The 18,888-nt window shown below is 69.5% G+C and carries 17 protein-coding genes and 1 tRNA gene; 12 read left to right on the top strand and 6 right to left on the bottom strand.

Annotated features, from left to right (window positions below; genetic code table 11):
• Nucleotides 1–24 precede the first annotated feature (24 nt).
• Nucleotides 25–1,077 (bottom strand): sugar-binding transcriptional regulator, encoded by a 1,053-nt coding sequence (locus Rai3103_RS05860; protein ID WP_194793288.1) that lies wholly within the window; start codon nucleotides 1,075–1,077, stop codon nucleotides 25–27.
• 399 nt (nucleotides 1,078–1,476) lie between these two features.
• On the opposite strand from Rai3103_RS05860, the gene Rai3103_RS05855 reads away from it, so the two are divergent.
• The 5 genes from Rai3103_RS05855 (at nucleotide 1,477) to Rai3103_RS05835 (ending at nucleotide 6,696) form a co-directional block, all read left to right on the top strand.
• Nucleotides 1,477–2,835, top strand: coding sequence for an MFS transporter (locus Rai3103_RS05855; RefSeq protein ID WP_153571797.1), 1,359 nt, complete (start codon nucleotides 1,477–1,479; stop codon nucleotides 2,833–2,835).
• Nucleotides 2,836–2,872: 37 nt separating this feature from the next.
• Nucleotides 2,873–4,270 (top strand): four-carbon acid sugar kinase family protein, encoded by a 1,398-nt coding sequence (locus Rai3103_RS05850; protein WP_153571796.1) that lies wholly within the window; start codon nucleotides 2,873–2,875, stop codon nucleotides 4,268–4,270.
• Nucleotides 4,251–5,285: a 4-hydroxythreonine-4-phosphate dehydrogenase PdxA gene (gene pdxA / locus Rai3103_RS05845; protein ID WP_153571795.1), complete on the top strand. Its 1,035-nt coding sequence runs from the start codon at nucleotides 4,251–4,253 to the stop codon at nucleotides 5,283–5,285. Before Rai3103_RS05850 ends, pdxA begins: the two co-directional genes overlap by 20 nt.
• A gap of 194 nt (nucleotides 5,286–5,479) precedes the next feature.
• A complete protein-coding gene (locus tag Rai3103_RS05840; protein ID WP_153571794.1) occupies nucleotides 5,480–5,941 on the top strand; it encodes a ribose-5-phosphate isomerase in 462 nt (153 codons plus the stop codon).
• On the top strand, nucleotides 5,941–6,696 hold the full coding sequence (locus tag Rai3103_RS05835; protein ID WP_153571793.1) for a triose-phosphate isomerase: 756 nt from the start codon (nucleotides 5,941–5,943) through the stop codon (nucleotides 6,694–6,696). Before Rai3103_RS05840 ends, Rai3103_RS05835 begins: the two co-directional genes overlap by 1 nt.
• Before the next feature lie 65 nt (nucleotides 6,697–6,761).
• On the opposite strand, the gene Rai3103_RS05830 is transcribed toward Rai3103_RS05835, so the two are convergent.
• The 3 genes from Rai3103_RS05830 to Rai3103_RS05820 are packed head-to-tail and all read right to left on the bottom strand — an operon-like array spanning nucleotide 6,762 to nucleotide 9,468.
• Nucleotides 6,762–7,586 (bottom strand): DeoR/GlpR family DNA-binding transcription regulator, encoded by an 825-nt coding sequence (locus Rai3103_RS05830; protein ID WP_194793287.1) that lies wholly within the window; start codon nucleotides 7,584–7,586, stop codon nucleotides 6,762–6,764.
• Nucleotides 7,587–7,615: 29 nt separating this feature from the next.
• Nucleotides 7,616–8,590 carry a transketolase family protein gene (locus tag Rai3103_RS05825; protein ID WP_153571791.1) on the bottom strand — a complete coding sequence of 325 codons (975 nt, stop codon included), beginning with the start codon at nucleotides 8,588–8,590 and terminating at the stop codon, nucleotides 7,616–7,618.
• The gene (locus Rai3103_RS05820) at nucleotides 8,590–9,468 is read right to left on the bottom strand and encodes a transketolase (protein ID WP_228489215.1); all 879 of its coding nucleotides are present in this window, start codon (nucleotides 9,466–9,468) and stop codon (nucleotides 8,590–8,592) included. The genes Rai3103_RS05825 and Rai3103_RS05820 overlap by 1 nt, the downstream gene beginning before the upstream one ends.
• Before the next feature lie 200 nt (nucleotides 9,469–9,668).
• Between Rai3103_RS05820 and Rai3103_RS17615 the strand changes: the two genes are divergently transcribed.
• The 5 genes from Rai3103_RS17615 (at nucleotide 9,669) to rpiA (ending at nucleotide 13,890) form a co-directional block, all read left to right on the top strand.
• Nucleotides 9,669–10,202 carry a zinc-dependent alcohol dehydrogenase gene (locus Rai3103_RS17615; RefSeq protein WP_228489214.1) on the top strand — a complete coding sequence of 178 codons (534 nt, stop codon included), beginning with the start codon at nucleotides 9,669–9,671 and terminating at the stop codon, nucleotides 10,200–10,202.
• A complete protein-coding gene (locus Rai3103_RS17610) occupies nucleotides 10,202–10,699 on the top strand; it encodes a zinc-binding dehydrogenase (protein ID WP_228489213.1) in 498 nt (165 codons plus the stop codon). The genes Rai3103_RS17615 and Rai3103_RS17610 overlap by 1 nt, the downstream gene beginning before the upstream one ends.
• Nucleotides 10,700–10,739: 40 nt before the next feature.
• Nucleotides 10,740–11,567: a class I fructose-bisphosphate aldolase gene (locus Rai3103_RS05810; protein ID WP_153571790.1), complete on the top strand. Its 828-nt coding sequence runs from the start codon at nucleotides 10,740–10,742 to the stop codon at nucleotides 11,565–11,567.
• A gap of 7 nt (nucleotides 11,568–11,574) precedes the next feature.
• Nucleotides 11,575–13,044 carry a xylulokinase gene (locus Rai3103_RS05805; protein ID WP_153571789.1) on the top strand — a complete coding sequence of 490 codons (1,470 nt, stop codon included), beginning with the start codon at nucleotides 11,575–11,577 and terminating at the stop codon, nucleotides 13,042–13,044.
• A gap of 147 nt (nucleotides 13,045–13,191) precedes the next feature.
• Nucleotides 13,192–13,890, top strand: a complete 699-nt coding sequence (gene rpiA, locus Rai3103_RS05800; protein WP_153571788.1) for a ribose-5-phosphate isomerase RpiA — start codon at nucleotides 13,192–13,194, stop codon at nucleotides 13,888–13,890.
• A gap of 351 nt (nucleotides 13,891–14,241) precedes the next feature.
• Here the strand turns inward: rpiA and Rai3103_RS05795 are convergent.
• A tRNA-Ala gene (locus Rai3103_RS05795) sits at nucleotides 14,242–14,317 on the bottom strand.
• Between the two features lie 408 nt (nucleotides 14,318–14,725).
• Here Rai3103_RS05795 and Rai3103_RS05790 point away from each other — a divergent pair.
• Nucleotides 14,726–16,879 (top strand): transglycosylase domain-containing protein, encoded by a 2,154-nt coding sequence (locus tag Rai3103_RS05790; RefSeq protein ID WP_153571787.1) that lies wholly within the window; start codon nucleotides 14,726–14,728, stop codon nucleotides 16,877–16,879.
• A complete protein-coding gene (locus Rai3103_RS05785; protein ID WP_153571786.1) occupies nucleotides 16,872–18,095 on the top strand; it encodes a mannosyltransferase family protein in 1,224 nt (407 codons plus the stop codon). Before Rai3103_RS05790 ends, Rai3103_RS05785 begins: the two co-directional genes overlap by 8 nt.
• A gap of 110 nt (nucleotides 18,096–18,205) precedes the next feature.
• Here Rai3103_RS05785 and Rai3103_RS05780 read toward each other — a convergent pair whose 3' ends face one another.
• On the bottom strand, nucleotides 18,206–18,853 hold the full coding sequence (locus Rai3103_RS05780) for an MOSC domain-containing protein (RefSeq protein ID WP_153571785.1): 648 nt from the start codon (nucleotides 18,851–18,853) through the stop codon (nucleotides 18,206–18,208).
• Nucleotides 18,854–18,888 lie beyond the last annotated feature (35 nt).

Raw genomic sequence — 18,888 nt, 5'->3', positions numbered from 1 at the left:
ATCAAGACTCCTGTCAAGTACCCGTCAAGATGAGCCGATCTGCCGAGGTTTGGGGCCCTTGTCGAGACGTGAATGCGCGATGCAATCATTCCGCGCCTGCCAGGACATCCTCCGCGCAGCGCGCGTCGACCACCAGATCGGTGACGAAACCAGCCGCCAGGGCCGCCCGGAGCGCGGCGGCCTTGCCCCGCCGGCCGCGACGACCAGACGAGTGCGGATGCGCCGCAGGTCCCCCAGCGGTAGGCCGGTGGAGCGGTCGTTGGCGCCGATGGCGTCGAAGCTGCCGTCGGCCCGGAAGAACATGCCGGCCAGGTCGCCCACCACCCCGTGGGCGAGCAACTCCTGGACGACATGGTCCCCGAGGTAGCCGCCTCGGTAGAGGTGGCCCGGCAACTCACTGCGGACCGTGCCGATCGAGGTCACCAGGAGGTCGGCGGAACGGCGCAGCCGCAGAACGCGTTGGAGGCTCCCCTCGCGCCACATCGCCTCGCGGGTGGCCGCGGAGTCGAAGAAGGCCGGCATCGGGAGCAACTGGACGCTGCCCGAGAAGGCCTGGGCGAAGCGTTCCATCAGTCCGCCGGCGTACGCGATCCCGGGGGTGAAGGAGTTGCCCGCACCGTTGGCCTGGACGATCCGGACACCGTGGACGGGGTAGGGCTCCAGATGGCGCGCCACCGCCTCGATGGTGGCCCCCCACGCGATCGTCGCGATCATCTCCGGGGCGATCAGCGACGCGAGGCGGCGGGCCGCCGCAGCGGCCACGGCCTCCAGTCGCGCCGGGGCGGCTGCCTCTGGCATCACGTCGACGACGTCGGCACGGACCCGATACCGGCCCGCCAACTCATGGGCGAGGTCGGCGCTGGCGTCGCGATGCACCACGAATTCGATCACGCCCTCCGCCCGGGCACGCGCCAGTTGTCGGGACACGGTCGAGCGCGACATGCCGAGCTGCCGGCCGATGTCCTCCACGGTGTGCCCGTCCACCCAATAGAGCTCCGCCAGCTGGGCCAGTCGAGCCCGGCTGCGGGGGCCGAGCGGGGTCGCCGTGTGTTCCGCTTCGGGGTGACGCGACACCATGTGAGCAGACCTCCCATGGGACGCGATCATCAGGGGCAACACAACAAGGGCCTGTCAAAGCCCGTGCCAATAATGACACATCCTCCCGGACTCGGGCATCGGGGTGGTGTCCGGGGGCGGGGTGTGGAGCAGGATGTGGCCCAGCGTTGGTCATCCGCCACGCTCCGAGGTTCGCAGACCGCGGAGGTGGCACCTGACGGATCGGCGCCGCGACCGGCACATCCGGCGCGACCTGGTGGAGCCGCGGAACATGCGCGGACCCGGCACCCCAGCTCGCCGGCGGTCGTGGTCACCGCTCGTCGTCGTCAGGTCGGTCGGAGCCACCTCGCGTTCGGGTCACCGTTCGCGGGGCAGATCACCGATTGCTCACTGTCAAGGACGACATTGGGAGCACCAACCATGGCAACATCAATCCAACCTACTTCCGCGCGCCGCGCCCCGGTCACCAAGCCGACCGCCTATCGCTGGGTCGTGATGGGGACGATCTTCGTGGGCTACGTGGTCTGCATGGCCGACCGGTCCAACATCGGCGCCCTGCTGCCCTTCGTGAAGAAAGAGTTCGTGATCTCGAACTTCACGATGGGTGCGATCTCCAGCTTCTTCTTCCTCGGCTACGCGGTCTCGCAGATCCCCGCCGGGCTGCTGATCGGCAAGAAGGGGACGCGTACGATCGTCTCGATCGCGATCCTGGCCTTCTCCGTCGTGACGTTCATGATGGGCTTCACCACCGCGGCGGTCGGTCTGCTGGCGCTTCGCCTGCTGCTCGGTCTCGCCGAGGGCCCGGTGCCTGTCGGCATGACCTCCACGGTCAACGCCTGGTTCCCGGCCAAGGAGAAGGGCACCGCGACGGGTCTCTACATCGCCTCGACGCAGTTCGCCCCGATCATCGTCCCGACGATCGCGATCGCCATCGCGATGGCCGCCGGCTGGCGCGCGGTGTTCCTCTGGTTCGCCGCTCCGGGCGTGCTCGTGTCCATCATCTGGTACCTGGTGGTCCGTAACCGTCCCTCGCAGAGCAAGCAGGTCAACGAGCTGGAGCTCGCCCACATCAACGACACCTCCACCGCGGGCAAGAAGGTCGAGTTCCGCTCGATGGGTTGGCTCGACCGCCTCATCCGGCTCAAGGACGTCCGGACGATGGACAGCAACGGCCAGGTCCTGAAGTCGTGGAACGTGTGGGGCGACACCCTGGCCTACTTCTTCATGAACAACGTGAACTACGGCCTCCTCACCTGGGTCCCGCTCTACCTGGTCCAGGCCCGGCACTTCACCCTCGCCAAGACCGGCTTCATCGCCGCCGCACCGGCCGTCGGTGGCCTGATCGGCGCGCTGATCGGTGGCTACATCTCCGACAAGGTGTTCAACGGCCGCCGCAAGCCGACGATGCTGCTCACCGCGCTGTTCGCCGCCATCATGCTGGTCGCCGTCATCAACGCGCCGCAGAACACCACGCTGATCGTCGTCAGCCTGATGCTGACCGGCTTCTTCCTGAACATCGGCTGGCCGATGTTCACCGCGTACCCGATGGACGTCACCAACGTGAAGACGTACCCCTTCGCGATCAGCCTGATCAACTCCGGCGGCAACCTCGGCGGCTTCTTCGCCCCGATGATCGTCGGCGCCCTGCTGGACGTCACTGGCGGCAACTACGGCGTCGCCTTCGGCTACTTCGTCGTGGTCCTGGTGCTCGCCCTCGGCGTGATCCTCACGCTGGTCGAGGCCAGGCCGAAGAACGCGGCCCTCGCCCTCGCCGACTGACCAGCGACCGTACGCAACCACGAGAGGAGATGAGGACATGCCGAGCCTAGGCATCATCGCCGACGACCTGACCGGAGCGACCACCGTGGGCGCCCTGCTGGCGCGCGTCGGGGTGGACACCGTCGTCCTGTTCGACGCCGGCGGCGTCGGGGAGCTGGACGGGGACCACGAGGCCGTGATCATCAACTCGGACTCCCGGGCCCTGCCCGGACCCGAGGCGTACGCCAGGGTGCATCACGCCACCCAGGACCTGGTGGACGCCGGCGCCCGGCTGTTCTCCAAGCGGATCGACACCACCTGCCGCGGCGGGATAGGCCCCGAGGTCGAGGGCATGCTCAGCGTGCTCGGCGACGACTACGTGGCCGTCGTCGTGCCCGCCATGCCGCAGTCCCGGCGCATCGTCGTGGGCGGCTACTCGCTGATCGACTCGGTGCTGCTCGCCCGCACCCCGGTGGCGGTGGACGTACGGACCCCGGTCACCGAGTCCAACCTGCGCCGGCTGCTGGCCGGGCAGTGCAGCGTCGCGGTCGGCCAGGTCGGCATCGACGCCGTGCTCGCCGGGACGGACTGTCTGAAGGCGGCTCTGGTCGAGGAGCGTGCCGCCGGTGCCCGGGCGATCCTGGTGGACGCCACGTCGCTCGAGGACGTCGACACGATCGCCCTCGCGCTGGTCGAACTCGGCTGGAAGACGGTGTGCGTGGATCCGGGCCCGTTCACCGAGCGGATGGCCATCCGCAGCGGCGTGGTGCCCACCCGGGTGCCGCAGGAGCGCACCACCCGGCTCCACTGTGCCGAGAGCGACCGGGGCACCGTCCTGGTGGTGGCCGGCAGCGCGACCGGCACCACGAACGGCCAGATGAACGAGCTGCGCCAGGTCCCCGGCACCGAGGTCGTCGAGATCGCGATCGGTCCGTTGATCGGCGAGGAGGCGGCGTTCACCGCCGAGGCGGAGCGGGCCTTCGACGAGGTGACCCGGCTGATGAACCTGCCGACGCCGCCGCGGGTGGTCATGCTGGGTCTGGAATCGACCCTCTCGGGGCGGGTCGTGGACCTCGCCGCTCTGGAACGGGGGGCCGGTCTGGAACCCGGCACCGGCCCCTCCCGGATCCCGCTGCGCCTGGGCGAGATCGGTCGCCGCGCCGCCGTGGCGATCGGCTGCTCGCTGGCCGGCCTGTACCTGACGGGTGGCGACGTCATGGTCAACACCTGCAAGGCCCTCGGGACCCGTGGTCTCGGACTCGTCGACTACGTCATCCCCCAGGCCGACCAGGGCGTCGTCGTGGGTGGGCCGTGGGACGGCATCCCCGTGGTCTGCAAGGGCGGCCTCACCGGCACCCCGCAGACCGCAGTGCAATGCGTCAATCGGATCTTCGATGAGAACAATCGGAGCTCATGTCAAGAAGAGGTCAAGGAAAATGCAGCAGTCAGCGCTTAGGCCGGTCACGGCGATCACCCTCGGAGACCCCGCGGGGATCGGCCCGGAGATCGTCCTCCAGACGGTGCAGAGCCCGATGATCTACGAGGCCTGCCGCCCGTTCGTGATCGGTAGCCGGCAGCACCTGGAGCGGGCCGCCGCGATCCAGGGAACCACCCTGCGGATCCACGAGATCTCCGCACCGGAGGAGGCGGCGTACGAGTACGGCACCGTCGACCTGCTCGACACCCACGCCGTGCCGGACGCGACGATCGAGTACGGCGTCGTCCAGGCGGATGCCGCCCGGCAGGCGTACTCCTACCTGGAGAAGTCGATCGAACTCGGCCTGGCCGGGCGCCTGGACGCCGTGTCCACCGCCCCGATCAACAAGGCGGCCCTGAAGGCGGCGCACATCCCCTTCATCGGCCACACCGAGATCTTCAACGAGCTCACCCACTCCCCGTACGCCCTGACGATGTTCAACGTGCACAAGTTGCGGGTGTTCTTCCTCACCCGGCACGTGTCCGTACGCCAGGCCTGCGACCTGATCACCCGGGAGCGCACCCTGACGTACCTCAAGGACATCGACCGCGAGCTGCGCGCCCTGGGCTTCGAGGACCCGTCGATCGCGGTGGCGGCCCTCAACCCGCACGGCGGCGAGGGCGGCATGTTCGGCACCGAAGAGGTCGAGCACCTGATCCCGGCCGTCGAGGACGCCAAGAAGCTCGGCATCAACGCCCGCGGGCCGTTGCCCGGCGACTCGGTCTTCGCCTTCGGCCTGGACGGGCACCACGACTGCATCCTGTCGCTCTACCACGACCAGGGACACATCGCCTGCAAGACCCTGGACTTCGAGAAGGCGGTGACGGTCACCCTCGGGCTGCCGTTCATGCGCTCCTCCGTGGACCATGGCACCGCCTTCGACATCGCCGGCAAGGGCGTCGCCAACGGCGGAAGCATGATCGAGTCGACCCGGGTGGCCGCCGAGTACGCCGGTCGGCTGCTGTCGCACCGGGAGGCGCTCGCCGTCTCCTGAGGAGCACGACGTAGGCCCTGTCCGGACGTGACGGGGCCGGGGGCCGGCCGGGATCCGGCCGGCCCTTTCCGGTAGGCCGTCAGGCCTGCCCCGGGCGGCCCGTGGCCGCCCCTGCGGGGGAGCGGATCCGCTCGCCCCGACCCTGAACACACCCTCCGGACGTTCGTCGCGTCCGGACACAGCGAGGAGAAGACATGGGATACGTGGTGGTGGTCGGTGCCGACAACGCCGGCGTGGACTACAAGGACCGGATCAAGGCCGATCTCGCGGCCGACCCGCGCGTCGATCGGGTGATCGACGTGGGTGTCGGCTCTGCCGACGACCAGACCTTCTACCCGCACGTCGGGGTGGCCGGGGCCCGGAAGGTCGCCGACGGCGAGGCGCAACGCGCCATCCTCGTCTGCGGCACCGGGATGGGGATGGCGATCTCGGCCAACAAGGTGCCGGGCGTGCGCGCCAGCACCGCGCACGACAGCTTCTCCGTGGAGCGGCTGGTGCTGTCGAACAACGGCCAGGTGCTGTGCCTCGGTGCGCGGGTGATCGGGGTGGAGCTGGCCCGCCGGCTCGCCGCGGAGTTCCTCGAGTACACCTTCGACGCGACGTCGGCGTCTGCTCCGAAGGTCGACGCGATCTGTGCGTACGAGGGGGTCGGCTGATGCTGTGGGTGGGGACGAGTTGGAAGATGAACGGGACGCTGGGCTTCGCGCGCGACTACGCCACGCGGCTCGCCAAGGCGTTGGCCGACGGTGCTCCGTCCGGCGTGCAGCCGTTCATCATTCCTCCCGCCACGGCGCTGACGGTCGTCCGCGACTGCCTCGGGCCCGACAGCCCGGTGCTGCTCGGAGTGCAGAACGCGCACTGGGAGGACGCCGGCGCCTGGACCGGGGAGATCTCGGTGCCGCAGGCGGCCGAGGCGGGGGCCGCTCTGGTGGAGATCGGCCACTCGGAGCGACGTGAGTTCTTCGGGGAAACCGACGCGACGGTCAACCTCAAGGTGCGCAGCACGCTGCGCCACGGGCTGCGACCGATCCTGTGCGTGGGCGAGTCGGCGGCCGTGTTCGAGGCCGGTGACAGTGTCGAGCACGTGCTCGGCCAGGTGGCTGCCGCCCTGGCCGACGTGGCGGACCCTAGCCGGGTGGTGATCGCGTACGAACCGATCTGGGCGATCGGGGAGCACGGTCGCGAGGCGCGTCCGGCCGACATCGCGCCGGTGTTCGCGGCGCTGGCCGACGAGTGGGGCGATCGGGTGACCGCGATCCTCTACGGCGGCTCGGTGAACCCGGGCAACGCGGTGGACACGCTGCGGGTCCCTGGAGTGGACGGCCTGTTCGTCGGCCGCGCCGCGTGGACAATCGACGGCTACCTGGGTCTGCTCGACATCGCCGCGGGGGCGGTGGCGCAGGTCGCGTGATGTGTGTGGCCCCCGGCGGCTCGGTGGCCGCCGGGGGCTTCGTCCGGTGCGGGGGGCGGACTGTGTCAGGCGCCTTCCGGCCCGCACAGCACGACGTCGGCACCGGTGCCCCGCAGGGACTCCAGCACCGCCGGATCCGCCTCCTGATCCGTGATCAGCGTCCACCGGGGCGGCATGGGGGACCAGTGGTTGAAGCTGCTGTCGCCGAGCTTGGAGGAGTCCGAGACGACCACGACCTCAGCGGCGCTCTCCATCATCAGGGACTTGAGGCGAGCCTGTTCGTACGTGCGCGAGGCCACCCCCCGCCGGGGGTGGATGGCGTCGGCACCGACGAAGGCGTACCTGGCGTAGACACGCCGCAGCATGGCCTCGGCGTCGGCGCCGTGGATGGTCTCGTTGAATCCTCGCAGGCTCCCGCCCAGCACCAGCACCTTGACGTTGTCCGAAGCCACCAGGCGCACGATGATGCGCAGCCCGTTGGTGACGACGGTGACGGGGCGGTTATCGAGGGCCAGGGCCACCTGCTCCGTCGTCGACCCGGCGTCGAGGATGATCAGGTCGTCGTCCTCGACCATCCCCGCCGCCCGCGCACCGATCGCGCGCTTGGTGCCGGCGTGCGCCTGACCTCGTTGCAGCATGTCCAGCTCGGCGCGGGGGCGGGCGAGCGCCGCGCCCCCGTACGTACGGGTCAGGATCTTGCGCTCCTCGAGGTCGCTGAGGTCACGCCGGATGGTCGCCAGTGACACACCGAACTGCTCGGCCAGGTCGGCGACGGCGACGTTGGCCCCGGTGGAGACGAGCTCCACGATCCGGGCACGCCGCTTGTCGCCCCTGACGTCGCGTCGGGCGGTGCGTGCAGGCTGGTCGTCAGCCGCGTGGGGCGTGCTCATGCGTCTCCCGGGTGGTGTCGAGGGCCTGCTCATCGTGACAGGAACTGACGGACCCTCTGCGCCATCCCGGCCCCCGTCAGTCCGAACGCCTCCAGGAGTTCGCGCGGGTCGCCCGACTCCCCGTACCGGTCCTCCACGCCCAGGCGCAGCAGTCGGGAGGGCTGGCAGGCGCTCAGGAGCTCAGCCACCGCCCCGCCGAAACCGCCGGCGACCTGGGCCTCCTCGGCGGTGACGACCGCCCCGGTCCTGGTGGCGCTCGCCAACAGCGTCTCCTCATCGAGGGGCTTGACAGTCGGCATGTGGATCACTTCGGCCTCGATCCCCTCCCTGGCGAGCAAGTCGGCGCAGACCAGGAGTTCGTAGCTCAGCGCTCCGGTGCCGGCCAGGGTGACGTCGCTTCCCTCGCGGAGGACGTAGGCCCGGCCGAGCTCGAAGGGTGAGTCCGGGGTGGTGAAGACCGGAGTGGCGTCGCGTGCCAGTCGCAGGTAGCTGGGCGCATCGTTCGCGGCGATGGCCACGGTGGCCTTCTCCGCTTCGATGCTGTCACCGGGGCAGACGACGACCATGCCGGGCAGGACGCGCATCAGGGCGATGTCCTCGAGCATCTGGTGCGTCGCGCCGTCTTTGCCCGTGATCAGGCCGGCGTGTGAACCGACCACCTTGACCGGGAGCTCGTTCAGGCAGGCCGAGGTCTTGATCTGCTCCCAGTTGCGGCCGGGCGAGAACGCCGCGTACGAGCTGGTGAAGGGGATCATGCCGGCCCGGGCCATCCCGGCGGCCACCGTCACCAGGTTCTGCTCGGCGATCCCGACCTCGACGAACCGGTCGGGGAACGCGTCGAGGAACCGGGACATCTGCGTGGAGTCGGTGAGGTCCGCACACAGCGCCACCACCCGTTCGTCGCGCCGGCCGGCCTCGAGCAGGCCCCGGCCGAAGCCGACCCTGATGGGCTCCGCCGCGACCTGGTCGGTCAGCACGCCCTCCGCCAAGGGATATCCCGCCATCACTGCTCCTTCTCCGCTGCCACGTGATCGAATCCGGCCGGTTCCAGGCCCTGGGCCGAGCGCCAAGCGTCCCGCTCCGCCGGCGACGGCGGCTTCCCGTGCCACCGGAAGTCGTACTCCATGAAATCCACGCCCTTGCCCGGGATCGTGTGCGCGAGGATCATCGTCGGGCGGTCCACGACCGCCTGCGCCGTCTGGACCGCGTCGAGCAGGGCGGTCACGCTGTGGCCGTTGACCTCGAGCACGTGCCAGCCGAACGCCTCCCACTTGGCTCGCAGGTCGCCGAGCGGCATGACCGATTCGGTCGCCCCGTCGATCTGGATGTAGTTGCGATCGACGATCCCGATGAGCTGCCCGAGCCCGTTCTTGGCGGCGAACATCGCCGCTTCCCACACGTTGCCCTCATTGAGCTCCCCGTCGCCCATGACGACGTACACGAACCGATGGGGGTTGCGGTGCAGCTTCTTCAGCACGTACGCGTAGCCGGCGGCCTGTGACAGGCCTTCGCCCAACGGGCCGGACGTGCTCTCCAGCCCGGGGAGCGAGACCCGTTCCGGGTGCCCCTGGAGGCGACTGCCGAACTGCCGCAGGCTGGTGAGCTCCTCCACCGGGAAGTACCCGGCGTGGGCCAATGCCGCATACAGGATCGGCGCGGTGTGGCCGTTGCTCAGCATGAAGACGTCGCGGCCCTCCCAGGCCGGGTCGTCCGGATCGTGCTTCATGCACCCGAAGTACAAGCTGGCCAGGATCTCCGCCATCCCGAGCGGACCGGCACTGTGCCCGCTGCGTGCCTCCGCCAGCATGTGCATGACCGAGGCACGCAGTGTTTCTGCCATCGCTTGGATCTCGCCCGGGGGCAAGGGCTCTCGACGCGACACGTCTCCTCCTCCTGTGACGTCGCGTCAGCCTGACGCGACGGCTCAATGATCGATGTGCGCAGCTCAAGCTGTCAAGACGGCCATTGTGTTCGCACACCGCGCATTTATGGCCGACTTGACAGGGCTACGTGATTGGAACGAACATTTCGAGGGTACGAAGTCGTCCCATCCGAGAGATCTCAGGAGAACAAGTGACCGGCATGAAGCAAGCGGTCCTCCACAGCCCGAACGACCTACGCCTCGAGGAGCACGACATCCCCGCCCTGGAGCCGGGGGATGCCTTGGTCAAGGTGACCTCCGCGCTGCTCTGCGGCACCGACGTGCGCATCTACACCGGCGCCAAGACCAAGAACGTGACGCTTCCCTGCGTCCTGGGCCACGAGACGGCAGGCGTCGTCGTGGACTCCAACGGACCGTTGCCCGAAGGGGTGGAGTTGGGCGACCAGGTGGCGCTCTACCCGCTGGTCCCCTGCGGCGAGTGCGTGGCCTGCCGCAAGGGACACCCCAACATCTGCCGCCACCGGGTGGCCTTCGGCTACCAGTTGACCGGGGGGCTCTCGCAGTACATCCGCGTCCCGCGCAGTGCGCGCCAATGCCTCATCCCCCTCGGCGGGGTCCCCGCGACGCATGCCGCGGTGGTCGAGCCCTTGGCCTGTGCCCTGAACGGCCAGAACCTGGCGAAGGTGGGCCGGGCCGAAGCAGTCCTCGTCTCCGGCTGCGGCCCCTGGGCCTGATGCACATCCGGTTGGCGAAGGCGCAGGGCGTGCAGACCGTCATCGCCGTCGATCCGAACACCGGACGCCACCAGATCGCGCGGGACTCGGGCGCCGACCACGTCTTCGCTCCCTCCCAGAGCGTGGCCGCCGACATCGCGGACCTCACCGACGGGGGCCTGGACGTGGCGATCATGGCGGTCGGCCGTAATGACGCCCTGACTCCGTACCTCGGCGTTCTGGCTCCGGGTGCCCGGATCTCCGCCTTCGCCGGCTTCAACTCCGCCGATGTGCTCAAGATCCTCGCCAACGACATCCACTACAACGAGTACGAGGTGGTCGGCGCCTCGTCCTGCCGCCTGGAGAACTTCCAGGCCATCGCGCCGCTGGTGTCGTCGGGGCGTCTCGACGTGGCCGACCTGATCGGCACCCAGTTCCCCCTGGACGACGTACACGCCGCCCTGGATCGTGTCGCCTCCGGCAAGGACCTGCGCGTCGGCGTGGATCCCTGGGCTTGACACATCACCCCACGAAACCCTGACACTCAAGGAGATTCCCATGGACATGTTCACTCTCAACCCCATCGGCACCACCTCGGCCCTCGGCCGCGAGCTGCGGCTGCGCCGCATCCTGGGCGAGGACGGCCGGATGATGACCGTCGCCCTGGACCAGGCGGTCCCGCGGGGTGTCGCCCCGCGCCTGGCCGACCTCAAGTCGACGTTCGACAAGATCATGGAGGCCGAGCCCGACGCGTTCACCGTCTTCAAGGGAGTCGCCGGCCACCTGCTGTCGGGCCGCACCAAGCAGATCCCGCTGATCGTGAAGGGCTCGACGTTCTGCATCGACTTCCACGCCACGTACGACGCGACGGTCGGCCAGGTCGCCGACTGCCTGCGGCTCGGCGCCGATGCGATCGCCGTCGGCATCTCCGCGGGCTCGGAGCACCAGGTGGCGATGCTGGAGATGCTCAGCGCCGTCACCGAAGAGGCGCACAAGTGGGGCCTGCCGGTGGTGTGCCACGCGTACCCGAGCGGAGAGCTGTGGGGTGACCGCAAGGGCTCGACCGATTCCGTCGTGTACGCGGCGCGAGCGGCTGCGGAGTGCGGCACCGACATCGTCAAGACCTGGTACACCGGCTCCGCCGAGGAGTTCCGCAAGGTGGTGGAGGCGACCCCCACGCTCGTGGTGGCCGCCGGCGGCGCCCCCACCAAGACGCCGATGGACGTTCTCGAGCAGGCCGCCAACGTGATGGAGGCCGGAGCCGCCGGGATGACCACCGGCCGCAACATCTGGGGCGCGGAGGATCCGGCGAAGATGGTGCGTGCTCTCAAGGCGATCATCCACGACGGCGCCGGCGTGTCCGACGCGGCGAAGTTCCTGGCGTGACACCACGATGAGCACGTATCTGGGCATCGATCTGGGCACCTCCGCCACGAAGGGGGTCATCATCACCGACTCCGGGGAGGTGCTGGCCCGTGCGCGGGCCACCCACCCCGAGTCCCGGCGCGGGCTTGCGGGACGGGCGGACACCCGGGCCTGGGCCCAGTCGCTGCAGCACGTGATCCAGAAGTTGGGACCTGCTGTGGCTCACGTCTCCGGTGTCGGTCTCGACACGCACTGCCCCACCGTCGTCCCCCTCGGGACCGACGGCGGGGCGGTGGGACTGGGAGTGACCTGGGACAGTCCGGCGATGCGCAAGTACTTCGAGGAGTACTCCGGCAAACGGTCGGCCCGCGAGGTCGCGGCGACCGGGAACCATGCGTCACCGGCGACCCTCACGGCGGTCGCGTACCACCTGCTCAGGGAACTCGAACCGGACACCTTCCGGGCGATGGACACCATGGGCCTGGCCGGCACCTGGTTGGGGCAGGTCCTCACCGGCGTCTGTGCGCTGGACCCGACCCAGGCCTCCTACACCGGGGTGTTCGACACCTGCGGGCCGGGCTCGCACTGGTTGGTCGACACCTGCCAGGAGTTGGGGATCGACCCGGCCGTCCTCCCTCCCGTGCTCGATCCGATCAGCATCCTGGGGACCGTCACGTCCGCCGCCTCCGCCCGGTTCGGGATCCCCGAGGGGCTTCCCGTCGCGGTCGGCTCGGCCGACACCCCCGCGGCGTCGTACGTTCTCGGCACGGCGCCAGGGGCCAAGCCGTTCCTCATCCTGGGCACCACCCATGTCGTCAACAGCTGTCTGTCCGGTCCGGACGGGAGGTCGCTCGCGCTCCAGCGCCGGGGCCTGCGGGACGGTGAATGGCTGATCAACGGCGTGACGAACGGGGGCGACGCGCTCGGCGCCGCAGCGGTCTTCTTCGGTTTCGGCGGCGCCGAGGACGCGGTGCGCGACGTGGTCGACCTGGCGGCCAGGATCTCCCCCGCCGAGGCCGCGGACGCGCCGTACTTCATTCCGCACATCATGGCGGAGCGGGGGCCGTTCTGGTTCAACGAGCCGGTGTGCCAGCTCCATGGGCTCAACCGGGAGACGTCGCGCGCGCAGATCGCCTATGGGCTGGTGGAAGGAGTCGTCTCCGCCGACCGGCTGGTGATGGAGGCCGTCGTCCCCGCCGGGGACGAGTCGATCTACCTCACGGGTGCGTTCGGGGTCGACCCGGTGTTCCCCCAGCTGCTGGCCGACGGCACGGGGCGGCGCTTCGACCTGGTCATGGAGACGGATCTGCCGAGCCTGGGTGCCGCGGGGATCTGCGCGGAGGCGACGGCAGGCGTCCGGCTGCCGACGCCCACCTCGACCCAGACCGGCCCGCGCGCCGATCGCGCCGACCTGGTGGCAGTGCGCTGGGAGGCGTGGCTGAGTTGTTGGGAGCGGACCACCGGGAGGGAACGGATCCCACCGATCGAGGCGGCCTGAGGTGCGGGAAAGGGCCGTCCGGGTCTCGGCGGCGGCCGGTCCATCGAGGCGTACGTCACCGACGGGCTCCGCTAGTGTGTGTCGGGTTGCCCCTCGTCGGCGAGGGGCACGGCCGCCGCAGGTGTCACGACGAACGAAGGATCTCGCATGGCTCAGCTGTCCCAGGACCAGTTGAAGGCAGAGGTCGGGCGCGCAGCCATCCGCTACGTGACCCCGGGAACGATCATCGGTGTCGGCACCGGGTCCACCGTGGCCTACTTCATCGAGGCGCTCGGCGAGATGCCGTCGCCCGTCGCCGGCGCCGTGTCGAGCTCGGAACGGTCGACCGCTGCGCTGCGCGCGCTCGGGATCCCCGTGCTGGACGCCAACGAGGTCGACCACCTGGACCTCTACGTGGACGGCGCGGACGAGATCGACCCGAACGGCTGCATGATCAAGGGCGGCGGCGGCGCGCTGACGCGGGAGAAGATCGTCTCCTCACTCGCCGAGCGCTTCGTCTGCATCGCGGACGCCTCCAAGCGCGTCGACGTCCTCGGCACCTTCCCGTTGCCCGTGGAGGTGGTCCCGATGGCGGAGGCCTCCGTGGTCCGCCGGTTCGCCGCCGGGGTGCTCGGCACCTCCGGGACCGCGGTGCTGCGGCGCAACGACGACGGGACGCCGTACGTCACCGACAACGGCCAACACATCCTGGACGTCCGCGGCCTGCGGATCGATGACCCGCTCGCGATGGAATCCGCCGTCAACGACTGGCCCGGCGTGGTGACCGTCGGCATCTTCGCCCGTCAACGCGCTTCGCTGTGTCTGCTCGGGACGCCCGACGGCGTCGCCACCCTGACTTTCGGCTGACGCATCCAGCAGCCGGCGGGCCGTCACGACCGGGACGTCAGGCGGCCACGGCTTCAAGGCGTCTGAGCCCGTCGCAGTAGCCGCAGCGTCCCGGCGGGCAGAGCGGAGACGGGGTGTACCACACGTTGCGGGCGACGTTGCCCGGGCCCGATGTTAACGGTCTCATGAGGACAATCTAGACGCTTGACCAGGCGTTCTCCACGCGGGGTCCACTGGCGAGATCGCATCATTTGCCGCCGGAGCAGATGTCAGAGGCTCCACGTGGTGCCAAGGAGGACTTTCTGGCAGGGCGGAAGGCCCGGAAGCCTGGCGCGGCGAAGGCCGTGTGGGCCGCACCGAGGCCCGAAGAGATGGTGGAGCATAGGGGATTCGAACCCCTGACCCCCTGCTTGCAAAGCAGGTGCGCTACCAGCTGCGCCAATGCCCCGTGTGCGACGTACGCACGTCACCCCACGATACGGGACCCGCGCCCGGTTGCTCAAACCGCGGCCCCACAGCACCCGCCAACGGTCCCACCAGCAGGACCTTACGGCCCCGGGGAATCCCCGAACGGTCCCTGAACCTGCGCAGAGAACTGCGGCATCGACGTGCCGATCCGGTGACATCTCACGTCATCCGGTTCGGTTCCGGGTACGGTGCCGACCTATTCTGTACCCCAAGTGGCACTGTGTCCACGAGAAGTAATCCGTCCTGCCTGGTCTGGAGGTGCGCATCGCCACCATGCCGGCAGCTGATCGTCGAGGACATCCATGGCGCACATGACCCCGCACTCGCGGCCCCCGGCCCGTGGCCCCGGAGGGGACAGGGACCGGCGAAGACGTCGAGGTGGCGGAGGATGGCCCTCTGGCAGAAGATCCTCACGATCCTGGTCGCCGGCGTCCTCGCCGTCGTGCTCGTCGGCGGCGTCGCGTTCGCCGGTCTCTACACGACGACGAAGGTCCCCGACCCGAACGCGGACTTCCAGACCAACACCACCTACCTCTACTACGACGACGGCTCGACCCAGATGTCCGACCTCGCCGTGCAGAACCGCACGAGCCTGCCGTACGACCAGATCCCGAAGGCGATGAAGGATGCCCAGGTGGCGGCCGAGGACAGGTCGTTCTGGACCAACCCGGGCATCTCGCCGCTGGGCATGGTGCGCGCCATGGTCGCCATCGCCTCGGGCAAGGACGTGCAGGGTGGCTCGACGATCACCCAGCAGTACATCAAGCTGATGTACCTGACGCCCCAGAAGACGATCTCCCGCAAGCTCAAGGAGGTCATCCTCGCGCTCAAGCTGAGCAATCGGCTGAGCAAGGAGGACATCCTCCGGAACTACCTGAACACCGTCTACTTCGGTCGCGGTGCGTACGGTGTCCAGGCCGCTTCGCAGGCATGGTTCGGCATCGATGCGAAGGACCTGAGCGTCGGCCAGGCCGCCATCCTCGCGTCGGTCGTGCAGAACCCGAGCATCCTGGACCCGAAGGTCGACCCGGACAACATGGGCCGTCTCCAGGCCCGCTACAAGTACGTGCTCTCGGGCATGCTCGACGCCCAGTCGATCACCCAGGCCCAGTACGACCAGTTCAGCGCGAAGATGCCGGACCTGCCCACGGTCAAGGCCAACCCGCGCTACCAGGGCCCGAAGGGCTTCCTGGTGAACACGGCCGAGCAGGAGCTCGCCTCCCTCGGCTTCACCGACGCCCAGATCAACGGTGGCGGCCTGCGGGTGACGACCACCTTCGACCAGAAGGCCCAGGCCGCTGCCGAGAAGGCGGCCCAGGCGAATGAGGGGCAGGCCAATGCGGCCGCCAAGTCCCGAGGGACCAGCGCCGGCGCGGCGCACGCCGCCATCGCATCGGTCGACACGAGCAACGGTGAACTGATCGCCCTGTACGGCGGTGACGACTTCGTCAAGAACTCGCGCAACTGGGCCTCGACCGCCCGGATGACCGGGTCGACCTTCAAGGCCTTCGGCCTGGTCGCCGGTCTGCGTGACGGCTTCACCCTCGACTCGACCTTCCAGGGCAACACCTTCACCCCGAAGGGCGAGAACGAGACCGTCCGCAACGAGTTCAACCAGCAGTACGGCCCGGTCAGCCTGCGGACGGCCACCGCGCAGTCGATCAACACGGCCTTCGTGGACATGGTCTCCCAGATGGACCACGGTCCGCAGAAGGTCATCCAGGCGGCCAATGACGCCGGTGCACCCAAGGCCGGCGCCTGGGACGCGTACAACCGCATCGTCCTGGGCTTCGCCGAGGTCAACCCGGTGAACATGGCCAACTCGTACGCCACCTTCGCCAACAGCGGCAAGCAGAACCAGGTGCACGTCATCCGTGAGGTCAAGGACAAGGACGGCAACGTCCTCTACAAGGCGGCCTCCGCCAACAAGCAGACCATCGACCAGAACGTCGCCGCCCTGACGACCAGTGCGCTGCAGTCCGTGGTGAACGAGGGCACCGGCGCGACCGCCGCGAACCTCGGCCGCCCCGTCGCCGGCAAGACCGGTACCGCCGGTGTCGGCAACCAGATCGCCGCCGCATGGTTCGTCGCCTACACCAAGCAGATCTCCACCGCCGTGATGTACGTCGCCGGTGATGACGGCAGTGGCGACCTGGACCCCTACCGGCAGCCCGGCACCCAGACCTTCTTCGGCGCCGGCTTCCCGGCCCTGACCTGGCTGCAGTACATGCAGGTCGCCACCCAGGGTCAGGACGTGCAGAACTTCGACACGCCGACCAACACCGCCCCCAAGCGGACGGCCACCCCTGCGCCGCAGGTCACCCAGTCCCAGGCCCCCGCGACCCAGGCTCCGACCACGCAGGCTCCCAGCCGGGCCCCGAGCCAGGCAGCCAGCACCCAGCCTCCGTCGTCGGCTCCTTCGAACCAGTCCTCGAAGCAGCCGCAGCCCTCAGCGAGCACCTCGACCGGCACCGGCGGCTCCACCGGCACGGGCACGTCAGGCACCGGGAACGGCAAGGGCCAGACGACCACCGGTGGCTGACCGGTCCCTCCTCGGCCGTGACCGCGCGCTGCGTACGGTCACGGCCGCCTGGCTGGGGAGCCGTACGCTCCTGCTCGCGACGGTGGCGCTGACCGCTGTCATCAACGGGTGGGGGTTCGTCGGCCTCCTCGGTCATTGGGACGTCGAGCACTTCGCGCGGATCGCCCGGCAGGGCTACGCGCCGAACCACCTGGAGATGGCCTTCTTCCCGGGCCTGCCGCTGCTGATGCGGCTCGGCCTGGCCGTCGGGCTGCCGCCACAGATCACCGGGGTGTTGCTGTCCCTTCCGGGCTCGGCGCTGGCTGCGCTGGCGTTGCACCGGATCGCGTCCGGCGCGTCGGTGGCTTCGGATGATCCGGGCGACTCGGGTTCGTCGGCGGAACACCGGGCACGGGGCACCTGGGCGACGGTGGCTTGGCTGGTCGCCCCCACGGCGGTGTTCACCGTTGTCGGCTACACCGAAGCGCTCTTCTGCGCCGCCGCGTTCTGGGCCTGGGAACGGGCCCGGGCCGACCGCTGGGCGCTGGCCGCCGTGCTCGCCGCGGCCGCCACCACCTTGCGGGTCTCGGGCCTCTTCCTCATCGGCACCCTCGCTGTCCTGGCGCTGACCTGGCCGCCCGCCCGCGGGCTTCCGCTGGCCGAGCGGCTTCGCGCCGCCGCCAGGCGCGCGGTCTGGCTCCTGCTCCCACTTGCGGTGCTCGTGGCGTACGTCGTCTATCTCTGGACGCTCACCGGTTCGTGGACGGCGTGGTTCGCCGCCCAGCAGGCGGGGTGGCTGCGGACGTTCACACTGCCGTGGGACGCCGTCCGCGCAACCCTGGTGGCGGTGCGACCGGGAGGTTACGCCGACGCCAACGGCTGGGGCTGGATGTTCCGCTTCGAACTCGTCTCGACCTCCGTGGGCCTGATCACCGTCGGCTGGATGCTGCGCCGGCGCCGCTGGGCCGAAGCGGCCTGGGTCGGCATCCAACTCCTCGCGTTCTCGTTCTCGCCCTGGTTGATGTCGGTGAACCGGGCGGTACTGCTGTGGTTCCCGACCTGGACCATCGTGGGCGAGGTCGCGGCTCGCGCGGTGTGCCGCGCTCCCGGCGGCGTGCCACGACCTGCCGGCCGGGTCATCGCGGGGCGCGTCCTGGTCGGCGGTGCGATGGGCGCGTCGGTCGTCGTGATGGCCTGGTGGGCGTGGATGTTCGCCACCGGCCAGTGGTCGAGCTGAGCCCATGCCGACGCGGTAGTCGGGCGGGAGTCAGTGATCGAGAACAACGTCATAGGGCAGCCCTATGGCAAGAATTTCGTAGACAGAGTCCCTCTGTTCCCGTTGTCGAATCAGCCGGGGTCGGCCACCCGGCCAGCGGCCGCCCGGGCCTTCCTCAGCATGTCGGGCTGGATGTCCTCGGGAGCGTACGTCGCCAGGAGCGCCGCCGCCTTGTCGGGCGGCATGGAGGGGCGGAAGGCTTCGCCGATCGTCAGTCCGTGGTCAGGACGGTGGACCACCTCGATCGGCAGGCCGCCACGGACGACGCCGGGCGTGATCACCTCGGCCAGACCGCCCGGGTGCCCGAGATCGGCGAACCGGCGCACCCACGATTCCTCCCGAACCCACCGGGCGAAGGTCGAACACGGTACCCGCGGCTCGGTGAAGGCGATCACGCAGTCCCCGATCCGCCAGCGCTCACCGAGCAGGACATCGCTCATCGAGACCCCGGAGACGCGGAAGTTCTCGCCCAGCCAGCCGACCGGTGGCGTACGCCCGAGCATCCGCTCCACCACCGCGGCGTCCTCGTCCGACACGACGTAGACCGCACGGAACCGGCCACCGTGGTTCTTCGTGTCGCAGATGGCGTCGCCGGCCAGATGCAAGGGGCCGACCTCGACCGGACCATCGACGGGACGCTTGTCGATCGCGGTGCGTCCGACCCGGCCGGCGTCGGGGATGACCTGGTGGACGACGCAGACGTGTTCGAGCCGGATCATGCCGCCATGATAGGGACGCCGCCCGAGGCCGGGAC

It is taken from the genome of Raineyella fluvialis, from assembly GCF_009646095.1.
GTDB classification, from domain to species: Bacteria; Actinomycetota; Actinomycetes; order Propionibacteriales; family Propionibacteriaceae; genus Raineyella; species Raineyella fluvialis.
The sequence above is the reverse complement of the archived record's forward strand: the minus strand, read 5'-3'. Positions and strand labels throughout refer to the sequence as shown.

Coding starts and splice junctions, on each gene's coding strand:
- Rai3103_RS05860 (WP_194793288.1), bottom strand. CDS start 1,077: ATGGTGTCGCGTCACCCCGAAGCGGAACACACGGCGACCCCGCTCGGC.
- Rai3103_RS05855 (WP_153571797.1), top strand. CDS start 1,477: ATGGCAACATCAATCCAACCTACTTCCGCGCGCCGCGCCCCGGTCACC.
- Rai3103_RS05850 (WP_153571796.1), top strand. CDS start 2,873: ATGCCGAGCCTAGGCATCATCGCCGACGACCTGACCGGAGCGACCACC.
- pdxA (WP_153571795.1), top strand. CDS start 4,251: ATGCAGCAGTCAGCGCTTAGGCCGGTCACGGCGATCACCCTCGGAGAC.
- Rai3103_RS05840 (WP_153571794.1), top strand. CDS start 5,480: ATGGGATACGTGGTGGTGGTCGGTGCCGACAACGCCGGCGTGGACTAC.
- Rai3103_RS05835 (WP_153571793.1), top strand. CDS start 5,941: ATGCTGTGGGTGGGGACGAGTTGGAAGATGAACGGGACGCTGGGCTTC.
- Rai3103_RS05830 (WP_194793287.1), bottom strand. CDS start 7,586: ATGAGCACGCCCCACGCGGCTGACGACCAGCCTGCACGCACCGCCCGA.
- Rai3103_RS05825 (WP_153571791.1), bottom strand. CDS start 8,590: ATGGCGGGATATCCCTTGGCGGAGGGCGTGCTGACCGACCAGGTCGCG.
- Rai3103_RS17615 (WP_228489214.1), top strand. CDS start 9,669: ATGAAGCAAGCGGTCCTCCACAGCCCGAACGACCTACGCCTCGAGGAG.
- Rai3103_RS17610 (WP_228489213.1), top strand. CDS start 10,202: ATGCACATCCGGTTGGCGAAGGCGCAGGGCGTGCAGACCGTCATCGCC.
- Rai3103_RS05810 (WP_153571790.1), top strand. CDS start 10,740: ATGGACATGTTCACTCTCAACCCCATCGGCACCACCTCGGCCCTCGGC.
- Rai3103_RS05805 (WP_153571789.1), top strand. CDS start 11,575: ATGAGCACGTATCTGGGCATCGATCTGGGCACCTCCGCCACGAAGGGG.
- rpiA (WP_153571788.1), top strand. CDS start 13,192: ATGGCTCAGCTGTCCCAGGACCAGTTGAAGGCAGAGGTCGGGCGCGCA.
- Rai3103_RS05790 (WP_153571787.1), top strand. CDS start 14,726: ATGGCCCTCTGGCAGAAGATCCTCACGATCCTGGTCGCCGGCGTCCTC.
- Rai3103_RS05780 (WP_153571785.1), bottom strand. CDS start 18,853: ATGATCCGGCTCGAACACGTCTGCGTCGTCCACCAGGTCATCCCCGAC.